The 22,681-nt window shown below is 38.4% G+C and carries 22 protein-coding genes and 2 riboswitches; all 22 genes read left to right on the top strand.

Translation table 11 applies throughout. The annotated features are described in order from the left end of the window. Positions 1-14 precede the first annotated feature (14 nt). The 22 genes from gmk (at position 15) to ribE (UFO1_RS11885) (ending at position 22,645) form a co-directional block, all read left to right on the top strand. Positions 15-632: a guanylate kinase gene (gmk, locus tag UFO1_RS11990; RefSeq protein ID WP_038671056.1), complete on the top strand. Its 618-nt coding sequence runs from the start codon at positions 15-17 to the stop codon at positions 630-632. A gap of 17 nt (positions 633-649) precedes the next feature. Next, positions 650-856, top strand: a complete 207-nt coding sequence (rpoZ, locus tag UFO1_RS11985) for a DNA-directed RNA polymerase subunit omega (protein ID WP_038671054.1) — start codon at positions 650-652, stop codon at positions 854-856. 9 nt (positions 857-865) lie between these two features. Beyond that, positions 866-2,062 carry a bifunctional phosphopantothenoylcysteine decarboxylase/phosphopantothenate--cysteine ligase CoaBC gene (coaBC, locus tag UFO1_RS11980; RefSeq protein ID WP_038671052.1) on the top strand — a complete coding sequence of 399 codons (1,197 nt, stop codon included), beginning with the start codon at positions 866-868 and terminating at the stop codon, positions 2,060-2,062. Positions 2,063-2,115: 53 nt separating this feature from the next. Next, positions 2,116-2,221, top strand: a riboswitch (SAM riboswitch). A 62-nt stretch (positions 2,222-2,283) separates the two neighbouring features. Further along, positions 2,284-3,474, top strand: coding sequence for a methionine adenosyltransferase (gene metK / locus UFO1_RS11975; RefSeq protein WP_038671050.1), 1,191 nt, complete (start codon positions 2,284-2,286; stop codon positions 3,472-3,474). A 129-nt stretch (positions 3,475-3,603) separates the two neighbouring features. Further along, positions 3,604-6,036, top strand: coding sequence for a primosomal protein N' (gene priA, locus UFO1_RS11970; protein ID WP_038675150.1), 2,433 nt, complete (start codon positions 3,604-3,606; stop codon positions 6,034-6,036). 82 nt (positions 6,037-6,118) lie between these two features. Continuing rightward, the gene (def, locus tag UFO1_RS11965) at positions 6,119-6,574 is read left to right on the top strand and encodes a peptide deformylase (RefSeq protein ID WP_038671048.1); all 456 of its coding nucleotides are present in this window, start codon (positions 6,119-6,121) and stop codon (positions 6,572-6,574) included. 1 nt (position 6,575) lies between these two features. Continuing rightward, positions 6,576-7,517 carry a methionyl-tRNA formyltransferase gene (gene fmt, locus UFO1_RS11960; protein WP_038671046.1) on the top strand — a complete coding sequence of 314 codons (942 nt, stop codon included), beginning with the start codon at positions 6,576-6,578 and terminating at the stop codon, positions 7,515-7,517. 13 nt (positions 7,518-7,530) lie between these two features. Further along, positions 7,531-8,292, top strand: coding sequence for a DUF116 domain-containing protein (locus UFO1_RS11955; protein ID WP_038671044.1), 762 nt, complete (start codon positions 7,531-7,533; stop codon positions 8,290-8,292). 26 nt (positions 8,293-8,318) lie between these two features. After that, complete coding sequence (gene rsmB / locus UFO1_RS11950) at positions 8,319-9,650, top strand: 16S rRNA (cytosine(967)-C(5))-methyltransferase RsmB (protein WP_038671042.1); 1,332 nt, start codon at positions 8,319-8,321, stop codon at positions 9,648-9,650. Positions 9,651-9,660: 10 nt separating this feature from the next. Next, the gene (rlmN, locus tag UFO1_RS11945) at positions 9,661-10,716 is read left to right on the top strand and encodes a 23S rRNA (adenine(2503)-C(2))-methyltransferase RlmN (RefSeq protein WP_038671040.1); all 1,056 of its coding nucleotides are present in this window, start codon (positions 9,661-9,663) and stop codon (positions 10,714-10,716) included. 120 nt (positions 10,717-10,836) lie between these two features. Then, complete coding sequence (locus UFO1_RS11940) at positions 10,837-11,601, top strand: DUF3662 and FHA domain-containing protein (RefSeq protein WP_038671038.1); 765 nt, start codon at positions 10,837-10,839, stop codon at positions 11,599-11,601. 1 nt (position 11,602) lies between these two features. After that, the gene (locus tag UFO1_RS11935; RefSeq protein ID WP_038671036.1) at positions 11,603-12,073 is read left to right on the top strand and encodes an FHA domain-containing protein; all 471 of its coding nucleotides are present in this window, start codon (positions 11,603-11,605) and stop codon (positions 12,071-12,073) included. A 6-nt stretch (positions 12,074-12,079) separates the two neighbouring features. Further along, entirely contained in the window at positions 12,080-12,799 is a 720-nt protein-coding gene (locus UFO1_RS11930; protein ID WP_038671034.1) for a Stp1/IreP family PP2C-type Ser/Thr phosphatase, read from the top strand. 2 nt (positions 12,800-12,801) lie between these two features. Next, complete coding sequence (locus UFO1_RS11925) at positions 12,802-14,067, top strand: FtsW/RodA/SpoVE family cell cycle protein (protein WP_038671032.1); 1,266 nt, start codon at positions 12,802-12,804, stop codon at positions 14,065-14,067. Continuing rightward, complete coding sequence (locus tag UFO1_RS11920; RefSeq protein WP_038671030.1) at positions 14,057-15,469, top strand: penicillin-binding protein 2; 1,413 nt, start codon at positions 14,057-14,059, stop codon at positions 15,467-15,469. Before UFO1_RS11925 ends, UFO1_RS11920 begins: the two co-directional genes overlap by 11 nt. A gap of 16 nt (positions 15,470-15,485) precedes the next feature. Further along, on the top strand, positions 15,486-17,360 hold the full coding sequence (pknB, locus tag UFO1_RS11915; RefSeq protein WP_038671028.1) for a Stk1 family PASTA domain-containing Ser/Thr kinase: 1,875 nt from the start codon (positions 15,486-15,488) through the stop codon (positions 17,358-17,360). A 12-nt stretch (positions 17,361-17,372) separates the two neighbouring features. Beyond that, a complete protein-coding gene (rsgA, locus tag UFO1_RS11910) occupies positions 17,373-18,248 on the top strand; it encodes a ribosome small subunit-dependent GTPase A (protein WP_038671026.1) in 876 nt (291 codons plus the stop codon). A gap of 3 nt (positions 18,249-18,251) precedes the next feature. Continuing rightward, positions 18,252-18,899, top strand: a complete 648-nt coding sequence (gene rpe / locus UFO1_RS11905; protein ID WP_038671024.1) for a ribulose-phosphate 3-epimerase — start codon at positions 18,252-18,254, stop codon at positions 18,897-18,899. A 40-nt stretch (positions 18,900-18,939) separates the two neighbouring features. Continuing rightward, positions 18,940-19,071: riboswitch (FMN riboswitch) on the top strand. Between the two features lie 110 nt (positions 19,072-19,181). After that, the gene (ribD, locus tag UFO1_RS11900; RefSeq protein WP_038671022.1) at positions 19,182-20,312 is read left to right on the top strand and encodes a bifunctional diaminohydroxyphosphoribosylaminopyrimidine deaminase/5-amino-6-(5-phosphoribosylamino)uracil reductase RibD; all 1,131 of its coding nucleotides are present in this window, start codon (positions 19,182-19,184) and stop codon (positions 20,310-20,312) included. Further along, positions 20,281-20,940 carry a riboflavin synthase gene (ribE, locus tag UFO1_RS11895; protein ID WP_038671020.1) on the top strand — a complete coding sequence of 220 codons (660 nt, stop codon included), beginning with the start codon at positions 20,281-20,283 and terminating at the stop codon, positions 20,938-20,940. Before ribD ends, ribE (UFO1_RS11895) begins: the two co-directional genes overlap by 32 nt. 28 nt (positions 20,941-20,968) lie before the next feature. Further along, complete coding sequence (locus tag UFO1_RS11890) at positions 20,969-22,177, top strand: bifunctional 3,4-dihydroxy-2-butanone-4-phosphate synthase/GTP cyclohydrolase II (RefSeq protein WP_038671018.1); 1,209 nt, start codon at positions 20,969-20,971, stop codon at positions 22,175-22,177. A gap of 3 nt (positions 22,178-22,180) precedes the next feature. Then, a complete protein-coding gene (gene ribE, locus UFO1_RS11885) occupies positions 22,181-22,645 on the top strand; it encodes a 6,7-dimethyl-8-ribityllumazine synthase (protein ID WP_084159820.1) in 465 nt (154 codons plus the stop codon). The last annotated feature ends 36 nt before the right edge of the window (positions 22,646-22,681 follow it).

Genomic DNA, 22,681 nt, shown 5'->3' with positions numbered 1-22,681 from the left:
AAGGAGCAGCATGTATGACAAAAGAGGGAATTTTACTTGTTTTATCTGGTCCATCTGGAGCAGGTAAAGGGACAATTTGTCAAGAATTGCTGCGTAGATATCCTGAATTAAACTATTCCATATCTGCCACTACACGGGCAGCACGTGTAGGAGAAAAACATGGGGTTAATTACTGGTTTGTTTCTCGTGAAGAATTTGAGAATATGATAAAAAATGATGAGTTGTTGGAATGGGCTGAAGTTTATGGCAATTTTTATGGAACACCATGCCGTCAAGTAAAGGATTTATTACAAAATGGTAAGGATGTTGTCTTAGAAATAGATGCACAGGGAGCTACGCAGATAAAAAAAAGATTCCCCCAAGGAGTGTTTATCTATATTGCACCACCGTCCTTGGATGAGCTAGCGAATCGCATTCATAAAAGAGGTACTGACAGTTTGGATGTGATAAAGAAAAGGCTCAGTTGTGTTAATAATGAATTGACATACGTACATAATTATAACTACATAGTAGTAAATGATGAGGTGCAAGAAGCAACAAACAAGGTTTTATCAATTATTACTGCAGAAAAGTGCCAAGTGGTACGTAATGACAATATAGTGGAAGAAATATTAACTAATTTTAATAAATAAAACTTAGGGGGACTACTATGATTCATCCATCATTAGATGTTTTAGTGACTAAAGTTGATAGTAAATATACATTGGTTGTGCTTGCGGCTAAGCGTGCTCGAGAACTTATGGACGGTTCAGTACCCATGGTTGAGAGCAAGTCGAATAAGCAAGTTACCATTGCCTTAGAGGAAGTAGCGCAAGATAAAATATCCTATGAACGGACCAAAAGTGGTATAAAGTAGGAGGTCGTTATGTTAAAGGGAAAGAATATTGTTGTTGGCGTAGCTGGTGGTATTTCTGCTTATAAAGTAGTGGATGTCGTTAGCCGTCTAAAAAAACAGGGCGCCAACATATATGTTATTATGACTAAGGCAGCGACTAACTTTCTTACCCCGTTGACTTTCCGAGAAATAAGTGGACATCCGGTTGTAGTTGATATGTGGGCAGAAGCTACCAATTGGAATGTTGAACATATTGCATTAGCTAGTAGAGCAGATTTATTTTTATTGGCTCCTGCAACGGGAAATATTATTGGTAAAATAGCCAATGGTATAGCGGATGATATGTTATCTACTACTGTTATGGCGACAACGGCACCAATCTTAATGGTGCCAGCTATGAATACGAATATGTATTTAAATAGCATTGTTCAGCAAAATATTAGCAAGCTGACTCAATTAGATTATTACTTTATGGATCCAGATTGTGGTAAGCTAGCATGTGGTACAGAGGGTGTAGGACGTTTACCTGAACCAGAGGCTATTGTAGGAAAGGTAATTGAGATACTAAAAACCAATCATGATTTTACAGGGAAAAAGATATTAATTACTGCAGGTGGAACGCAGGAGGCAATTGATCCCGTAAGATATATCGGTAACCGCTCTAGTGGGAAAATGGGCTATGCATTGGCGGAGGTTGCTGCGCACAGGGGAGCAAAAGTCACTTTAATATCGGGACCCACTCATTTGGTTTCGCCACCTGGTGTTACAATAGAATTTGTACAATCAGCATCACAGATGCAGGATGCCGTAGTGGCTCATTTTGCGGAAAGTGATATTGTGATAAAGGCAGCGGCAGTAGCGGATTATCGTCCACAGAGTATGTCGGAGCATAAAATTAAAAAGACTGGTGAGACGCTACATCTGATACTAGAGAAAAATCCGGATATCTTACTACAGCTTGGGCGCCTAAAGAAACATCAGATATTGGTTGGTTTTGCTGCTGAAACTCAGGATTTACTAGTTCATGCACAAGATAAATTAACAAGAAAAAATTTAGATATGATTGTCGCTAATGATGTTACTATACCTGGCGCCGGATTTAATACGGACACGAATATAGCAAAATTGTTGTACCGTGATGGTCGTATAGAAGAATTGCCTCAAATGTCTAAAAAAAGGCTAGCAGAAGTTATTTTGGATAAAATTCACATAGAATGTCGAAAATAGGTTGATTTTTGTTCTATTTTACTTTAAAATTTGATTTGGCAGAATTATATATTGGCTCATCAAGAGATGGTGGAGGGAATGGCCCAATGAAACCGCGGCAACCATTTGGAATATCCAAAAACGGTGCCAATTCCTGCGGTAAAGATCGCAAGATGGGAGAGTGACAGTAACATCACCCTCCCTTAGGGGAGTTTTTTTATTAATTATTGGAGGTAAAAATTGTGGAAAAAAAACGCGTATTATTTACTTCAGAGTCTGTTACTGAAGGACATCCTGATAAAATGGCGGATCAGATTTCAGATGGTGTATTAGATGCCATAATGGCGAAAGACCCTATGGGACGGGTAGCATGTGAGACTTTGTTGACAACAGGTCAAGTACATGTAGTTGGCGAAATAACAACGAATTGTTATGTGGATATTCCTAAGATAGTACGTGATACAATTAAAGAAATTGGCTATACACGTGCAAAATATGGCTTTGATGGCGACACTTGTGGTGTATTGGTTTCCATAGGTGAGCAATCCGCTGATATTGCGATGGGTGTTGACAAGGCGCTAGAAGCAAAACAAGGACAAATGGATGATATTGAAGCAATCGGTGCTGGTGACCAAGGAATGATGTTTGGTTACGCAACCAATGAAACTCCAGAGTATATGCCATTGACAATATCTTTAGCACATAAGTTAGCGCGTCGTTTAACAGAAGTCCGTAAAAATGAAGAAGTTGATTATTTACGTCCTGATGGAAAAACACAAGTAACGGTAGAATATGAAGATGGAAAACCTCTTCGTGTCGATACGATCGTAATTTCAACCCAGCACGGTCCTGAAGTTGAATTAGCAACTATTGAAAAAGATTTGATTGAAAAAGTTATTGTACCAATTGTTCCAGCTCATCTATTAGATGCAAATACAAAATACTATATTAACCCAACAGGTCGTTTTGTAATAGGTGGACCTCAAGGCGATGCTGGTTTGACTGGCCGTAAAATCATTGTTGATACATATGGTGGAATGGCACGTCATGGTGGCGGTGCATTCTCTGGTAAGGATTGTACCAAAGTAGATCGCTCAGCTGCCTATGCGGCTCGTTACGTTGCCAAAAACGTAGTTGCTGCAGGATTAGCAGATAAATGTGAGATCCAGTTAGCTTATGCTATTGGTATGGCGCATCCAGTTTCGATTATGGTAGAGACTTTTGGGACGGCTAAAGTAGATGAAAAACTGATTGCCGAGCTGATTAAAAAACATTTTGATTTGCGCCCAGCTGGCATTATAAAAACCTTGGACTTGCGTCGTCCGATTTATCGCCAAACAGCAGCTTACGGACACTTTGGCCGTACTGATATTGATTTGCCTTGGGAACGCACCGATAAAGCAGAAATTTTACGTAAGGAAGCAAATCTTTAATTTTTAATAATTTCTTGCAGGGTTTTTATCTCATCATACGAATTTTATAGGTATAGCTAATGATAAAAGGGGGACTCAGTGAGATTCCCCCTTTTTAATTTTATTAAGTATCATGGAATGGTGGTAACAATGCAACGTATAGCACAAGTTTTAGTAAATCTTACAACTAAAAACATTAACAAAGCTTTTTCATATCATATTCCTGAACACTTAGATTGCGTTGCTGTAGGTTGGCGTGTATTAGTGCCTTTTGGCAATCGCAAATTAGAGGGTTTTATTATTGATATTACTCAGGGTGAAGATTCTGATATAATTAACCTAAAACCTATTTTAGATACATTGGATAATGACATATGGTTTGATGAGCATATGATGCATACTGCTAGGTGTATTAGTGAATATTATCTTTGTAATTTAGTTGATGCGATGCGTTTGTTTATTCCAGGGAAATCAGGCATAAAAAGTGTTACACTTTATTCAGTAGGCACTGATCAGGATATTCAGAAAACATTAACTGAGTTATTAGCTAAATCAGCAGAATATTACCAAGTATTATTATATATATATGAGCAGAGATCGGTACTTTCATCCAAATTAGAAAAACAGTTTGGTGCTGGTGTATTAAAAGTCATACAATATTTACTACGTAAGAAAGTAATAGTAGGAGAGTCAATCGGAAAAAAGACTGGTACACATCTTTATAAAAGTGTAATCTATTTAGATGTATCTATTGAATCCGCCAAAACGCTTATTAGCAGTTTAGTTAGAAAACCAGCACAATGCCGTTTGTTGAATTATTTAATAGAGTATGGGCAGCTTTCTTACGATGACCTGAAAAAAAGTAATACTAGTTATGATACTGTCAAAAAATTGGTACAAGAGGGCATTGTTAAAATTGAAAAAGTTCAGATAGTTCGTGATAGTTATGCTGATTTATCTGAAACAAAAAATACCGTTTCATTAACGACTGAACAACAGCAGGTATTGGGAAAAATTATACCAAAAATGCAAGCCAAGGAATTTGAGTCTTTTTTACTTCATGGTATTACTGGAAGTGGTAAAACCCAAGTCTACATTGAAGCAGTGGCAGTAGCTCGTCAAAATTACCGTCAGGCTATTGTTTTAGTCCCTGAAATTGCCCTTACAAGCCAAATTGTCTCACGATTTAAGGCTAGGTTTGGTGATGATGTGGTAGTCATGCATAGTAAACTATCTACTGGTGAACGTTATGATGCTTGGCAGCGTCTTCGTAGAAAAGAAGCAGGTATTGTTATTGGTGCTCGTTCAGCAATTTTTGCACCTTTGGTAGATGTCGGAATAATTATAATGGATGAAGAGCATGAATTTACTTACAAGCAAGAGGAAACACCGCGCTACCATACGAGACAGGTAGCTTTAATGAGAGCAAATTTGGCAGGTGCAGTGGTAATAATGGGAAGTGCTACGCCATCAGTTGAGACATATTATCAAGCTTTAGAGGGGCACCATACAATGCTCTCTATGTCAAAGCGGATTGCAAATGCGTTGTTGCCTGCTGTTACAATTGTTGATATGCGTGAAGAATTACGTAATAAAAGGCGTAGTGTCATCTCCTTGCCTTTGCAAGAATTGCTAACTGAGACAATAAACCGTGGTGAGCAGGCTATTATTTTATTGAATCGTCGTGGTTATGCTACCTTTGTAATGTGTCGAGAATGTGGGCATATTGTACGATGCAAGCATTGTGATATTTCTTTAGTGTACCATTCTATAGGTAAAAAACTGAAGTGTCATTACTGCCAATGTGTTGAAGAGGTGCCCGATGTTTGTCCAGAATGCAGTAGTCGTTATATTCGATTCTTTGGCACAGGCACGCAAAAATTGCAAGAAGAGTTAATGAAACTATTTCCGGATGTACGTATAGTGCGGATGGACCAAGATACTACTGGCGGGAAGATGGCTTATGATCGTATTTTAGATGGATTTTCAAAAGGCGAATATGATATTTTACTTGGTACGCAAATGGTAGCTAAAGGGCATGATGTAAAAAGTGTTACGGCAGTGGGTATCATAGCAGCTGATAGTATATTGAATTTACCTGACTTTAGGGCAGCAGAGCGTGTGTTTGCCTTATTAACTCAGGCCGCAGGTCGGGCAGGGCGTGGTGAGAAGGCAGGCAAAGTTGTAGTTCAAACTTATAATCCCGAGCATTATGCAGTAAAAGCGGGTGCTGAGCATGATTACCGAAGCTTTTATGATGCTGAAATCGGTTTTCGTAAAGCCCTTTCTTACCCACCCTATGGTCAAATTCTTAAACTTACAGTTCAGGCTGATGAGGAAGGAAAGGCTCGTAATCAAGCTGATAAGCTAATAACAGAATTACGAAGTCTAGTAAAAGAAAATAAAAATATAGAAGTAATAGGGCCATTTCCAGCCCCTGTTGCTAAGGTAAATGATATTTTTCGTATGAATATCATTGTAAAAACAGACAATCTTGTGGACGTAAAGCCTCATATAGTTGCGATGGGCCTAACTTCGCGACCAGATATTATTATTGATGTTGAACCAGTTAGTATTATGTGAAAAATATTGTTTATATTAAACGTGGATTTTTATATGTTTCTATGATAGAATTTTGGCATGATTTATCCACTAGGAGGTTTTTATGGCTATAATGGAAGTTCGAAAAGCTGGCGATAAGGTATTAAAAACGAAAGCGGAGCCAGTGTTACATGTTGATAAAAGAATTAGGAAACTTCTTGATGATATGGCACAGACAATGTATAGTGCCGATGGAGTAGGCTTGGCAGCACCCCAAGTCGGTGTGTCTCTTAGAGTGATCGTGATTGATGTAAATGAAGAGTTGATTGAACTAATAAATCCAGTTATTACGAAAAGTGAAGGCTGTGAACTGGGAAATGAAGGTTGTCTAAGTATACCAGGTGTTTTTGGCGAAGTAGAACGATTTGCGGAAGTTACAGTGACTGGGTTAAACCGTTTTGGGAAAAATATAAGTATTACAGGAACTGGTTTGTTATCTAGAGCCTTACAGCATGAAATTGATCATCTGGATGGCATATTATTTATTGAAAAAGCGCAAACCATTCATAGGGGTAAATAAGATGTCAAATTTACGTGTGGTATTTATGGGGACGCCAGATTTTGCCGTCCCTTGTTTGGATAAATTAATGGCAGATAACTATAATGTTATTGCAGTAGTAACCCAGCCAGATCGTCCCAAAGGGCGGGGGCAGAAATTAGCTGAATCGCCAGTCAAACAAGCAGCACTAAGTTATGGTTTACCTGTTTTGCAACCAGCTAAAGTAAAAGAGGCTGCGTTCCAAGCTGAATTATCTTTATTAAAACCGGATATTATTATTGTTGTTGCATTTGGACAATTACTACCTAAAAGTATATTAGATTTACCTTTATTAGGTTGTATTAACGTGCATGCCTCCTTATTGCCTCTTTATCGTGGAGCTGCACCGATTCATTGGTCCGTTATTAAAGGGGATAAAATTACAGGTGTTACTACTATGTATATGGACATTGGAATGGATACTGGTGATATGATACTAAAGGAAGAGGTATCCATTGGAGAAACGGAAACGACTGGGGACATTCATGATAAGTTGAAGTGTGTTGGTGCTAACGTTCTTAGTGAAACAATAAAATTAATTGCGGGTAATAAAGCACCGCGTACGGCACAAAATCATGCATCTGCTACCTATGCTTCTATGCTAAATAGAGAATTAGAGCGTATTAAGTGGCAAGCGTCAGCGTTAGATATACATAACTTAGTCAGGGGACTCAATCCTTGGCCCGGTGCTTATTGTTGTTACCAAGGTAAAAACCTAAAAACCTGGCGGACTAGGGTTTATCCGTCTGACGAGGTAGTAACTCATCCTGGTAGAATAACAAAGATTACTGCAGATGGTTTTGTAGTAGAAGCAGGGCAGGGAATGCTAGAAGTTTTAGAAATTCAGCCTGACAGTAAAAGGCGTATGAGCGCAAGTGACTTTACTTGTGGTTATGGGCTGCGTGTTGGCGACATATTAGAATAGAAGGTGAATGGTAGTGATTGAGGTGATAGCTCGTCCCAAGAAACGATTGTTTTTGGCGCTCATATTGGCTAGTCTGTTTTTAGCCACTCTTTCTACCTATGGATTGTGGATGGTCAGTTTTCCTGGTCTCGCTAATATTAGTACTTTTCTGCCAGTTGTTCTTGGAGTTTTGTTAGGAATGGTTTTATTGGCTATTGGGATTGGGGTTGGCGGCATTATTTTAGCCATCTTAGGTTTTTCTACCTTATCTTTGTTTCAAGGACCAGCGTGGTCTGCAATTAACTTGCTATTTCCTCTGGCCATCCAAATTGGAAAAATTTTTGATGTAGAAAAAGAAAGAGTAGAACGTTCTTTTATTGAGGTGAGTAATTATTTAATTCATCAGAAACACATTAAAGTTTCACCTGATAAATTATTAATTCTTACACCTCATTGTATTCAGCAAGAATTATGCCAATATAAAGTGACTCATGATATTGCCAATTGTCGTAAATGTGGAGCTTGTCAGGTTGGAGATTTGCTAACCATCTCAGAAAAATATGGGGTACATGTAACAATTTCTACTGGAGGGACATTAGCCCGAAAAGTTATAAAAACCCTTCGTCCCCATGCAGTGCTCGCCATTGCTTGTGAACGAGATTTGACAAGTGGTATTCAGGACGTTTTTCCACTTCCAGTTATTGGTGTGTTAAATGAAAGGCCGAATGGGCCTTGTTGCAACACACGAATTGATGTTAAACGAGTAGAGGAAGCGGTAAAAGATTTCATTTCTTAATATATAAAGGTGTAAAAGGTGAATATATGGATGCTAGAGAGATTGCGCTAAAGGTTATAAATGATGTAACAAATAATAAAGCTTATGCAAATATAGCTTTGGTAAGGGAGATCAATCGTCATAAAATATCCGATCAAGATCGTCGTTTCGTTACAGAATTAGTATATGGTACGATTAAAGCTGGTAAGACATTAGATTGGATTATAGGTCATTATGTCACCAGATCATTAGATAAAGTAGCCCCAATTATTTTGAATATTTTACGTATGGGTATGTATCAAATCTTCTTTTTGTCTAAAGTGCCAGTATCGGCAGCCTGTAATCAGGCCGTAGAACTGACTAAAAAGTATGGACATGCTGGTACTGTTAAATTTGTTAATGCTGTCCTACGTAATGCGGGTCGCGGAACTGATAAGGTGGTATATCCAGATCGGGAGAAGGATATTCTTAGCTTTTTATCTTTAAAATACTTTCACCCACAATGGATGGTAGCTCGTTGGTTAAAGCGCCTAGGACCTAAAGCTACTGAAGAATTATGTCAAATTAATAACGTAACACCACTTCTTTCCTTACGTACAAATACGCTAAAAGTTACCCGTGAAGAACTTCTAGATATTTTAGCAAAAGAAGGAGTAAGTGCTGAACCCTCTCGTTGGACCCCAGAAGGTATTGTATGTCATAGTTATCCAGCATTGAGCACTTTGAAATCCTTAAACGAAGGGTTATTCCAAATACAAGATGAGAGTTCTATGTTAGTTGCTCATGTCCTCGCTCCCGAACCAGGTGAGTTTATTATTGATGCTTGCGGTGCGCCTGGAGGTAAAAGCACCCATATAGCCGCGTTGATGGAAAATAAGGGGCGTGTTTTATCAACTGATATCTATGATCATAAATTAGCACTAACTAGTGAGAATGCAAAACGATTAGGTATTAGCATTATTGAAACACAGGTACTTGATGCGACAACCTTAAGCGATCAGTACTTAAGGCAAGCAGATCGAGTACTGGTGGATGCACCTTGCTCTGGTCTTGGTGTATTAAGGCGTAAAGCGGATTCACGCTGGCGAAAAACGGAATCTATGTTTAAAGATTTACCTGTCTTACAAAAGGCGATCTTAAAGAGCGCTGCTGAATGCGTAAAAATAGGTGGCACTTTAGTATATAGTACGTGTACAACAGAACCTGAAGAGAACCAAGATATTATTGATAGTTTCTTGTTAGATAATCAGGATTTCACACTTCAGCATGCAGGCCAATTCTTTCCCTCAGAAGAGCATAAGGGGGAAATGGTTCAGTTATGGCCACATATTGATCAGGTAGATGGTTTTTTTATTTCTCGCTTACTACGGGTGAAATAGGTGAATAATAATGAAAATTGATATTTTCGGTATGTTTGTAGATGAAATTGCTCAAGTCATTCACCCTTATGGTTTACCAAAGTATCGGGCCTTGCAAATTGCAAAATGGATGTACCAGTGCGGGGTTTATGATTTTGATAATATGACGAATTTGTCTAAAGATCATAGAGCCCTGCTGATGGATAATTTTGTCATTCATACGGTGGTAACACAAGCTGTGCAACAGTCGTCTGATGGTAAGACAAGTAAATACTTAGTAAGTTTTCATGATGGTTCTGCAGTAGAAACTGTATTAATGCGTCAGCCTTATGGAAATAGTGTATGTGTTTCAACTCAGGTTGGATGTGCCATGGGTTGCGTGTTCTGTGCTTCTACATTAAATGGGGTTATCAGAAACTTATCAGGTGGCGAAATCTTAGCACAAGTGTTGTATATTAATAGCTTGTTGCAGCAAGAACAGGCTGCTGTCAATAATATTGTAATTATGGGCTCTGGAGAACCGTTGGCTAATTATGACAACGTACTAAAATTTATCCGATTGTGTCACGAAGAATATAGTATTCACCTTAGTTATCGCAGTATTACATTATCCACTTCAGGCTTAGTGCCAGAAATGAATCAGTTAGCTAGAGAGGGATTGCCAGTAACCTTATCTATTTCTTTGCATGCACCTACTAACGAAATTCGTTCCCAACTAATGCCGATTAATAATCGCTATTCATTATCTGAAGTTATGGATGCAGGCGATTACTATGCTGAGCAAACAGGTAGACGGGTGACTTACGAATATGTATTAATTTCTGATGTTAACGATAAAATAGAGCATGCGGGGCAGTTAGCGGCGCTGATGAAAGGGCGATTGGCTAATGTCAATCTAATACCCGTTAATCCTGTTATGGAACGCGGATTATTAAGGCCTGATAATAAAAGAATTCAGCAGTTTGAAAAAAATCTTCTTGACAAAAGAATTAATGTTACAGTACGTCGCGAAATGGGTACGGATATACGGGCTGCTTGTGGACAGCTTAGAAATAACGTAGTAAATAATAGTCCAAAAGCAAGGTGATAATGCCTTGCTTTTTCGATTTATTATTTCGATAAGATTTTGAGGATAAAAGTACCTCATTTTGACTATGATGGTAATATAAAGTATAATAAAATAGATTAAATTGGTGAGGTAATAGTCATGAAGTTTGTTCGAGGCCTGGAAAATATGTTTGAGAAGTATATCGAAGGATTCTTTAATAGTAAATTTTCTAGTGGTTTACAGCCAATAGAAATTGGTAAGCAATTGGTTAGGAGTATGGAGGACGAGAAAACAGTCGGTATTTCAAAAACGTATGTTCCTAATTTATATATGGTTTATTTAAACGACATTGATTATAATCGAATATCTTCTTATAGCCAGTCTATTTCCCAAGAATTATCTACTCACTTAATGGAGCAGGCGAAACAAAGGAAATATACGATCATAGGTATGCCTATAATTGAGTTTTATCAAGATGAGTCTGTTATCAAGGGTAATTTTCGTGTAGTAAGCTGCTTTAGCGAGCCCTTGCCTGATGAAAAAGGGGTAGTAAGTGAGAATATAGAACAACAAGAAATTTCCGATACTCGCATATTTGATAAAGTGGAATGTAATATATTAAAACAAGCTTGTTTACATGGGGAATTACGTGTTTTAGAAGGACCTGATGCAGGTGTAAAGGTTGATATGACAACCAACAGGGTGAATATTGGACGTAGGGCTAGTAATGAACTGCCACTCACCGATTTAAATACATCAAGGTTACAGGCCTATGTGATATTTGAAGATGGTAATCATGTGATATATGATGCGAAAAGCCTAAATGGTACTTATGTAAATGATCATCGAATTAGCTGCAAAGAATTAACGAATGGTGATCATATAAAAATAGGTAATACTGTTATTTTATATGAGGTGAATTGAATTGCCGAGCAAGGTATTCATTTTAAATAGCATTGGCGTTATACTACAATATAGTTTATTTGGATTGTTATATTATTTTTTATATAAAGTCATAAAATTAATTTATACTGATTTAAATTTATCCGAGCATAAAAAAGTATCAGTAAAGAATGTTCAGAATAAGTTTGATGGTTCTACTGAGGCAAAATTATTAGTAGTTGATAGTGGGCATGTTAATCTAGCGCAAACTAGTTTTTTTTTAGAAGGAACGGTATATCTTGGGCGTAACGAGAATAATGGAATCGTAATTGAGGATTCTTTTATATCACATGAACATGCTAGTATTCATAAGAATCAACAGGGGTATTGGCTGACTGACTTACATAGCACTAATAAAACATATCTTAATGGTCAGCCTATTGTCGAGGCAACTTTGTTGAGAAATGGTGATCTAATTAAAGTTGGATCGGTTACATTTAGTTTTAAGGGGTGAGGGGTATTGCTGGCACATGTAATTTCTGATATTGGTTTGGTTAGGGAGACAAATGAGGATAGTTATGTCTGTAGCCCACCACATTTGTTCATTGTGGCTGATGGTATGGGAGGGCATGTGGCTGGAGAAATTGCAAGCAAACTTGCAGTAAAAACAGTCAATGGTTATATTCAAGAACATGTGGGGAAGGATAATCTTGAATTGTTACTCAAACAAGCAATAATTCAAGCTAACACCTCAATTTATCAGATGGCTCTATCTAAAGAAGATTTTAGTGGTATGGGGACAACGGTAACGGCCGTATATATCGATGGGAAAAAGCTTCATTGGGGCCATGTCGGTGATAGCCGTATCTATTTATTGCGTAATGGAGAGTTTCGTCAAATAACAAATGACCATTCACTGGTTTGGGAATTAGTGCAAAGCGGTAGTATAACGAGAGAAGACGCGCAGAATCATCCAAAACGAAATATATTAACTCGTGCGGTTGGTACGAGTTGTTTAATTAGCGTTGATACAGGCACCCTTTCCTTAGAAGCAGGCGATGTTGTATTAATGTGTACGGATGGATTAACGAATATGGTTAGTGAAGAAGAAATCTGCAAATTAATGCAAAGAAAAGACTGCGATCCTAGCTCTATAGTAGAGCAACTGGTGATGCAAGCTAAAAATGCGGGTGGATTCGATAATATTACGACTATCTTACTTAAAGAAGAGGATGCATAACTATGAGTAACATAGGACAACTTGAGCGCAATTTGCTTGTGGTTGCTGGTATCATTATGTTACATGGTGTAGCAGCTGTTAGCTTGGCTCACGGGGTCATTAATTATATTGCGTTAGGAGCTATATGTTCTATCTTTGCTGGATTTATGATAGTAAATGCACTGTTGCGTAGAATGGGACATGCTGGTGATCCTCTATTGCTACCTTTAACAGCCTTACTAGTGGGAATTGGGCTAACCACTGTTTTTAGAATAAAACCAGATCTTTTTCTCTTACAGGTGCTATGGGTAGGTGTTGGATTGAGTGCATTTTTAGTATCTGTATTTCTTTCTAGGCGACTAGAGCAGGTGGCTTATTTTAAATATATTTGTGGGTTTATTGGTGTTAGTTTATTATTAACAGCCATTATTTTTGGGGTAGATATTGGTGGAAATAAAAACTGGGTAGTTTTGGGGCCTGTTCGATTTCAGCCTTCCGAATTTGCAAAAATCTTTATTGTTTTATTTTTGGCTGCTTATTTAAGTGAAAGACGTGAGTTATTGACTCAGGCTACAAGACACTATGGGCCATTTGTATTACCACATCCAAGATTTGCTGCACCTCTTTTAGCAGTATGGGGTATTACAATGCTTATGTTTATCTTACAACGTGACATGGGGGCAGCACTATTGTATTTTGGTATTGCTATTCTTATGGCGTATATGGTTAGTGGGCGACTAAGCTATGTGGTGATTGGTCTCGTTTTGTTTTTATTGGGGTCAGTAATTTGTTATAAATTATACGGACATATTCAAACCCGAGTGGATATTTGGCTAAATCCCTGGGCCGATCCAAATGGCAGAGCTTATCAAATTGTCCAATCTTTATTTGCTTTGGGATCTGGAGGCATTATGGGGACTGGTCTTGCCTATGGTTTTCCGGGGATGATTCCTGAAGTTCATACTGACTTTATCTTTTCTGCTATCGGAGAAGAAATGGGATTAATCGGAGCAGGTACGGTAATTATAGTATATATTCTTCTGATTTATCGTGCATTTCGAGCATCCCTTTTGGCAAGTATGCCATTTACTATGATGGTAGCCGGTGGATTAGCAGCCTCTATGGCACTACAGATATTCTTAATTATTGGTGGGGTTATTAAATTTTTCCCATTAACAGGAATTACATTACCGTTTATCAGTTATGGTGGTAGTTCGATAGTATCTAATTTTATTTTGCTAGGTATGCTATTTTCCATATCGGAAGTGAGAGATTACCATGCGAAATGATATGAATGAGATAGCTAATAACATACGTAGAGTAGCTTATGGGTTGATGAGTCTATTACTTATTTTATTAATCTATTTGTCCTATATACAAGTAATCCAGAGTGAGTTTTTAGCAACTCATCCGCTAAATCGGCGAACGAATGAAACTGCTCGCATGATTCCCTATGGTATGATCCTAGATAGAAATGGTGAGAAGTTGGCGTTAAGTCAAAAAGAAGGAGAAACATTTAATCGAAAATATCCCTATAAAGTTACTACTGCCCAAGTAGTGGGCTATGATAGTGTAACCTATGGTAAAAGCGGTATTGAGAGTACTTACAATACGTACCTAACAGGGAGTAATAACGCAATGGCTCATTTAGGAGCAATCAGCCATTTATTTGCCAATAAGGCAGGTAATAATGTAGTATTAACCTTGGATGTTAAACTGCAAGAAATTGCTTACAAAGCACTAGGAAATCATCGTGGAGCTGTAATTGCGATAAATCCTCGTACGGGAGCAATCTTAGCCACGGTAAGTAAACCTAGTTTTGATCCTAATCAAATTGACCAGGAGTGGAAAAGTATTTCCACGGATGGAAATAGTCCTTTACTAAATCGGGTGACTCAGGGATTATATCCGCCTGGCTCTACGATTAAAGTTATGATTGCCGAGGCAGCATTAAAAGAGAAGGTAATAGACCTAAATAGAACCATAGATTGTGAGGGTATTTTAAAGATACCACCAGATTATACTTTGCAAGAAAGTCATTTAGAGTCCTATGGTAAGATTAACTTGGCTGAAGCATTAGCCGTCTCGTCTAACGTATTTTTTGGTACCATATCTTTAGAATTAGGACGCAGCAAAATGGCGAATGCCTTTGAGCGATTTGGTTTTAAACAACCTGTCACTCAAGAGTTGCAAGAAGCTACTTCTCATTTGCCGAATTTTTCTTCGTTGGGCAACGGAGATTTAGCACAAACGGGCATTGGCCAGGGCAGTTTATTGGTTACACCTTTGCGGATGGCTATGCTAGCAAGTAGTTTTGCTAATAAGGGGGTAATTATGAAGCCATATCTTGTAGATAAGATAACGGATCCTGATGGTACTGTAATTAAATCATATTCTCAGGAAGAATGGCTTACTGTGACTAGCCCTCAATTAGCTGAGGATATTAGTAAAATGATGGTCAAAGTTGTTGAAAGTGGTACAGGTAAATCAGCTTCTTTACCAGGTATAAAAGTAGCTGGTAAAACTGGTACCGCAGAAAATGCTCAGGGGGATTCACATGCTTGGTTCATTGGTTTCGCACCAGCAGATAATCCGCAAATTGCAATTGCGGTAATTGTTGAAAATGCTGGTTATGGGGGAAGCATTGCAGCGCCAATTGCCCGTCAAGTGTTTAGGGCAGCATTACAATAAGGGGGTGATGGTTCACATGATTAATCGAACTCTTGATAAGAGATATACTGTTTTGGAGCATATTGGTGGCGGTGGAATGGCTGATGTTTATAGGGCACATGATAAACTGTTAGATCGCTCTGTAGCAGTTAAAGTTTTACGTTCACAATTTGCAAATGACGAAGAATTTGTGACCCGTTTTAGGCGTGAAGCGCAAGCAGCAGCTCGTTTATCTCATCACAATATTGTAAATATCTATGATGTCGGAAAAGATGAAGATGTACACTATATTGTTATGGAATATATATCAGGTGAAACTCTTAAAGAACGTATTTTACGAGAACCACTGCCTATAGAAATGGCAGTTCGGATTGCCGCAGATATCGCTGAAGCATTAGAACACGCGCATCAGAATAATTTAGTACATTGTGATATAAAACCTCATAACATACTTATGACTCGCGCTGGGCGTATAAAAGTGACTGACTTTGGTATTGCAAGAGCAGTAAGCTCAGCTACGATGCATCATACTTCAACAATAATAGGATCAGTACATTACTTTTCTCCTGAACAGGCAAAAGGAACAGTGGTTGGGGCGAAGTCAGATATTTATTCATTAGGTGTTGTTCTTTATGAAATGCTGACGGGAACAGTACCCTTTAATGGCGAAACGCCAATCAGCATTGCTTTGAAACATTTACAAGAAGAACCACGTCCTATACGGGAACTAAAACCAGAAGTTCCACCTTTGTTGGAGGCGATTGTTCTTAAGGCAATGGCAAAAGATGTAGCGAATCGATTTGACATTAGCGAGATGATTGCTGACTTAAAATCAGTACAAAACTATTTTAGGGATGACCATACCCGCCGTCTGTCAAGAGGGGATTTCCCTACTCAGATACTACCACGCATAGAGGAACCCATTTCTAACAAGGCAAATATGGTTGGGGCCGAACCAGAGAATAATAGTTTAACGAGAAGTAATAAATCCAAGAAGCGAGTATGGGGCTTAATATTGCTATTATTATTTGGCTTTATGATAGGTGCTTTTTTTGCTTTTGGTAAGTTTTGGAGCAATAATGATGTTACCGTTGCAAATGTTGTTGGCAAACAAGTAGAAGTTGCCCGCAGTATTTTAACAGGGCAGAACTTGCGTGTCACAGTATCAGAATCATTTAGTGATAAAGTACCAGCTGGAAACGTCATTTCTCAATATCCAGAGGCAAATACAGTAGTAAAAGAGCAGCGTATGGTTAATCTTGTTATTAGCAAGGGTGGTGAGATTACTATAGTGCCTGATCTTAGAGGACTCAGCCGAAGGGATGCAGAACTGCAAATTAAAAATGCTGGTTTAGTCGTAGGAAGAATTGATGAACAGTTTAACGCTGACGTTCCAGCGGATACAATTATTAATCAGCAGCCACGCCCTCCGGCTCAAGTCAATAAGAATTCTACGGTTGATCTTGTTATAAGTAAAGGTGCTGGTCCACGTAAATTTGCCTTACCTGATTTTCGTGGTACGCCGATAAATACGGTAAACACCCAAATTGAGAGTCTAAAACTAAAAGTGGGTAAAGTAACTGAAGAAGTTAGCGATAAGTATCCAATTGGGACTATTATTGGACAAAATCCTAGTCCTTCAGCGGAAATTACAGAGGGTGCTTCGGTAGATTTCATAGTAGCAAAAGGCGGCGGTAGTGCAACTAAAAAAGCGGTTGTGCAAATAACAGTACCTGAAGGTGCCACTCGCCAGGCAGTCCAAGTTGTTTTAACTGATACAAATGGCCGACGTGTTGTTTATGAAAATGTCCATAAGCCTGGTGATAAGGTTGAAAAAACCGTGGATGGTGTAGGCCAAGTTAGAGTACAAGTGTATATTAATGGTGTATTGTTGCAAGAGCAAACAATATAGGAGGCATAGCAAGTGCAGCATGGGGTGATACTAAAAACATATAATAGTTTTTATTATGTGAAAACAAATGACAAGGTGATTATGTGCACTTTGCGAGGACGCTTTAAAAAAGAACGGTTTTCACTTTTAGTAGGCGATGAAGTTGAATATGATGTTACTGAAAATGATAAAGGGATAATTGAAAAAATATTACCTCGCCGTAGCATGTTGAAAAGACCAATGATTGCAAATATAGATCAAGTTATTGTTACCTTTGCTGCAGTAAATCCAAATATTAATGCAGTTTTAGTAGATCGATTTCTAGTTCTGGCAGAAATGTCGGACTTAGATATAATCATCTGTATTAATAAAACTGATTTGGCGGATATGCAAGAATTAGAACCTCTTCTTGCATTGTACCGCAGTATTGGTTATACGGTTATTACATTATCTGCTAAATTGGGAATTGGTATTAGGGAATTACGAGATGCCCTTTCTGATAAAATTAGCGTATTTGCCGGTCCCTCAGGGGCTGGCAAATCCACGATTTTAAATACAATTGAAGAGGGGCTTACACTAGTAACAGGCGAAGTTAGTGAAAAAATTGGTCGCGGTAAGCACACGACTCGCTTTGCAGAGCTGTTACCATTAACTACCGGTGGCTTTGTTGTCGACACGCCTGGTTTTAGTTTTACCGAGTTTGATGATGTGAAAAAAAATGATCTTATGTATTATTTTCCCGAAATAGCAGCAATTGTACAGGAATGCAAATTTAATACTTGTCTGCATATGAAAGAACCCCAATGTGCTATAAAACAGGCAGTATTAGAGGGGCGTATTAATGAACAGCGGTATAATTCATATATTGAAATACTATCAGAAATTCAGGAAAAAAAGAAAGGATTTTAAATTATGATTAAAATAGCACCATCAATTCTTTCAGCTGACTTTTCTAAATTAGCTGAAGAAATAAAACGAGTAGAAGTAGCAGGTGCGGATATGCTTCATATTGACATAATGGATGGACATTTTGTACCTAATATTACATTTGGTCCTCCTGTTGTTGCGGCAATTCGCAAAGTATCTAAATTATTTTTCGATGTTCATCTTATGGTGAGCAATCCGCAAGATTTTGTTGAAGCGTTTGCAAAAGCAGGTGCTGATCTCTTAACAATTCATGTTGAAACAGCCCCTCATTTACATAGAGTTTTGCAGACCATCAAAGAGCATGGGCTAAAAGCTGGGGTATCTCTTAACCCCTCTACGCCACTTTCGGTAATTGAAGAAGTGCTTAGTGAAGTAGATATGGTGTTATTAATGACCGTAAATCCTGGATTTGGTGGCCAAAAATTTATTCCAAGCATGCTTGATAAAATTACTAGGTTAAAATCTATGATTTCCGAAAGGAATTTAGCTGTAGAGATCCAAGTTGACGGTGGAATTAATGCTGTAACTGCTCGCCAGGTAATAGCTGCTGGTGCTACAATTTTGGTCGCAGGATCTGCTGTATACCAATCAGAAGATATTAAAAAAGCAATTTTTGAAATTAAAGGCACTTGATTATTTTCATGAATACTGGTAACATATACATAATTGAATAAGGAGCCTTTGGGGCAAGGTGAAAAAGAGAAATCTTTTAACTCCTTACCGGCGGTGATTAGCCCGCGAGCCGTATGGCTGATCCGGTGGAATTCCGGAGCCGACAGTATAGTCTGGATGGAAAAAGGTTATTATTAAGTCTTTGATAAGGCTTAATAGCTATTGCATTTTTCTAATGTTCTATTAGGCTGTTAAAAAGTATTAAACTTTTTTAACAGCCTAATTTTTTTGGAGGGGTCAATTATGGATGAAGAGTATATGAGGCAGGCGCTATCTTTGGCTCAATACGCTACTGGCCGGACAAGTCCAAATCCTATGGTTGGGGCTGTAATTGTACGGGAAGGACGAGTTGTGGGACAGGGATGGCATAAGCAAGCAGGCACACCCCATGCCGAAATTAATGCATTGCAGCAAGCTGGAGAATTGGCGAAGGGGGCAACTATATATGTTACGCTGGAACCTTGTTCTCACCACGGTAGGACAGGACCATGTGCTGATGCATTAATCTTGGCGGGTATTACGAGAGTAATTGTCGCGATGGTAGATCCAAATCCTTTAGTAGCTGGACAAGGTATTAATAAGTTGCGAAAAGCTGGCATTGAAGTTGTAGAAGGTGTGCTGTCAAGGGAAGCTGCAAAATTAAATGAGGTTTTCATAAAGTGGATCTCCACAAAATTGCCTTTTGTCCATTTGAAAAGTGCAATGTCTTTAGATGGAAAAATTGCTTCTTACACAGGACACTCCCAGTGGATTACAGGGCCTGCTGCGCGAAATCGCGTACATACCTTACGAGATACTTGTGATGCAATTCTGGTGGGGATTGGTACTGTATTAGCCGATAATCCTAGTTTGACGACTCGACTATCGTACCAGGGGAAGAATCCGACTCGAGTGATTGTTGACAGCATGGCACGAACACCTCTGACGGCTAATGTAGTAACAGATGGTTTAGCCAAAACTATCATTGCCGTTACTGATAAGGCGCCAGGGGAAAGAGTCAATGCTTTGCGTGCTTGTGGCGTAGAAGTTCTGGTAGCTGAGAGCAAACAAGATGGTGTTAATTTGTCTTTATTATTTAAAGAATTAGGGAAAAGACAAATTACTAGTTTATTAGTTGAAGGTGGCGCTAGTATTAATGCTTCCGTGTTAGAGGGCAATCTAGTTGATAAGGTACATTGGTTTATTGCCCCCAAGATTATTGGTGGTAATAGCGCACCAGGACCAATAGCTGGTCAAGGAATAGCTGATGTTAATAAGGCAAATTTGCTAGAAGATATAGAAACAGAATCTGTTGGGGAAGATATATTAATTAGCGCCTATATGCGCAACCGGGAGGGACGAGATGTTTACCGGACTTGTGGAAGAATTAGGTAAAGTCAAGGCGATTGTCCGTGGTGTTAAATCTGTACGTTTAACAATTCAGGCTAGTAAGGTCATTAGTGATGTTAAGTTAGGTGATAGTATTGCTGTAAATGGAACATGTCTTACTGTAGTTGAGTATAATAATACTTGTTTTACTGCTGATGTTATGCCGGAAACAGTTGATAGTACTGCGTTAGCGAGTTTAAAAAACGGAGCAATTGTGAATCTTGAGAGGACTCTTAGCATTGGTGACCGTTTTGGTGGTCATATAGTTAGCGGGCATATTGATGGCATTGGAATGATTCGTGCTAAAGATGTTAATGATAATGCTGTTATCGTAAAAATTGAAGCAGGGCCTGAAGTGATGCGTTATATCGTAAAAAAGGGCTCTATTGCCATTGATGGTATAAGCCTTACAATTGTTGAGTATGGACAAGATTGGTTTACAGTTTCTTTGATTCCTCATAGTGCATCTGTCACTACCTTAGGATTTAAAAAAACAGGTGACACTGTAAACCTAGAAGCTGATGTAATAGGAAAATATGTAGAGAAATTGCTGGGATTACAGACTGCTGATAAACAGTCTAAAGCAAGTACTCTCAGTATGAATTTTTTACAGCAAAATGGGTTCACATCATAAAAATAAGTCGAAATACTTGGAGGTAAAAATGAAATTTAATACTATTTTAGAAGCAATTGAAGATGTAAAAAATGGCAAGATAATTGTGGTAGTAGATGACGATGATAGGGAAAATGAAGGCGATTTATTAATGGCTGCTGATAAAGTTACCCCTGAAGCCATTAATTTTATGGCGACTTATGGACGTGGACTTATTTGTATGCCAGTTATTGGCTCTAGATTAGACGAGCTTGGTATTGGTGCTATGGTATGTGAGAATACAGACAATCATTGCACTGCTTTTACTGTGTCTGTTGATGCACATACTGTAACAACAGGAATTTCAGCCCATGAGAGAGCAGAGACGATTAAAACAATGTTGGATCCGAATGCATTACCTGAACATTTTAGAAGACCTGGTCATATTTTCCCCTTACGCTATGTAGAAGGTGGTGTTTTAAGACGGGCAGGCCATACTGAAGCAGCAGTTGATTTGCCCAAAATGGCAGGGTGTTATCCAGCAGGGGTAATTTGCGAAATTATGAATGAAGATGGTACAATGGCTAGAGTGCCAGACTTAATGGAGTTTGTTGCTAAGCATAATTTAAAAATTATTACTATTGCTGAGTTGATAAAATATCGTAAAGCAAATGAGACATTTATTATACGTGGTGCAGAAACAAAAATGCCAACTAAATATGGCAATTTCCGCTTAATTTCCTACGAAAGCAAATTAGATAATCAATGTCACATTGCCTTGGTAAAAGGTGATGTAGCTGGCAAAAAGGATGTAATGGTACGCATACATTCTGAATGCTTAACAGGCGATGCTTTGGGATCATTACGTTGTGATTGTGGGGAACAATTGGAAAGTGCTTTAAAACGCATCAGCCAAGAAGAAGCAGGAGTATTAGTGTATATGCGGCAGGAAGGCCGTGGCATTGGTCTTGCCAATAAAATTCGTGCCTATGCATTGCAAGATCAGGGAAAAGATACCGTAGAAGCGAATGAAATTTTAGGCTTTGCGCCAGATTTAAGAGATTATGGTATTGGTGCTCAGATACTTGTAGATCTAGGTCTATCAAGCATTCGCTTATTGACGAATAACCCTAGGAAAAGAGCTGGATTAGAGGGATATGGCTTAACTATTACTGAAAGAATGCCAGTAGAAATGAAAGCTAATAAATTTAACCAGCGTTATTTATCAGTTAAAAAGTCTAAATTAGGACATATGCTAAAACAATATGGGGAGGAATAAAAAATGATAAGAGTTATAGAAGGACAATTAGTAGCAGAAGGACTGAAAATTGGTGTCGTAGTTGCAAGGTTTAATGAATTTATCAATTCAAAATTGCTAGATGGTGCATTGGATGGCCTTAAAAGACACGGTGTAAAGGAAGAAGATATAGAAGTACTTTGGGTTCCAGGGGCCTTTGAAATACCCCTAGTAGCTCAAAAAATGGCCGTCAGCAAAAAGTATGATGCCGTAATTTGCTTAGGTACAGTCATTCGAGGTAGCACTTCTCACTATGATTATGTTTGCTCGGAAGTATCCAAAGGAGTCGCTCACGTCGGCATGGCTACAGGGGTTCCTACTATCTTTGGTGTACTTACTACGGAAAGTATTGAACAGGCTATTGAACGCGCTGGTACAAAAGCTGGAAATAAAGGTTTTGAATCTGCAGTAACAGCAATCGAAATGGCTAATTTATTAAAACAAATCTAAAAATAGTAAAATATTTCCAAGGAAATAGTGGGTGAT

The organism is Pelosinus sp. UFO1, assembly GCF_000725345.1.
GTDB lineage: Bacteria > Bacillota > Negativicutes > DSM-13327 > DSM-13327 > Pelosinus.
The sequence above is the reverse complement of the archived record's forward strand: the minus strand, read 5'-3'. Positions and strand labels throughout refer to the sequence as shown.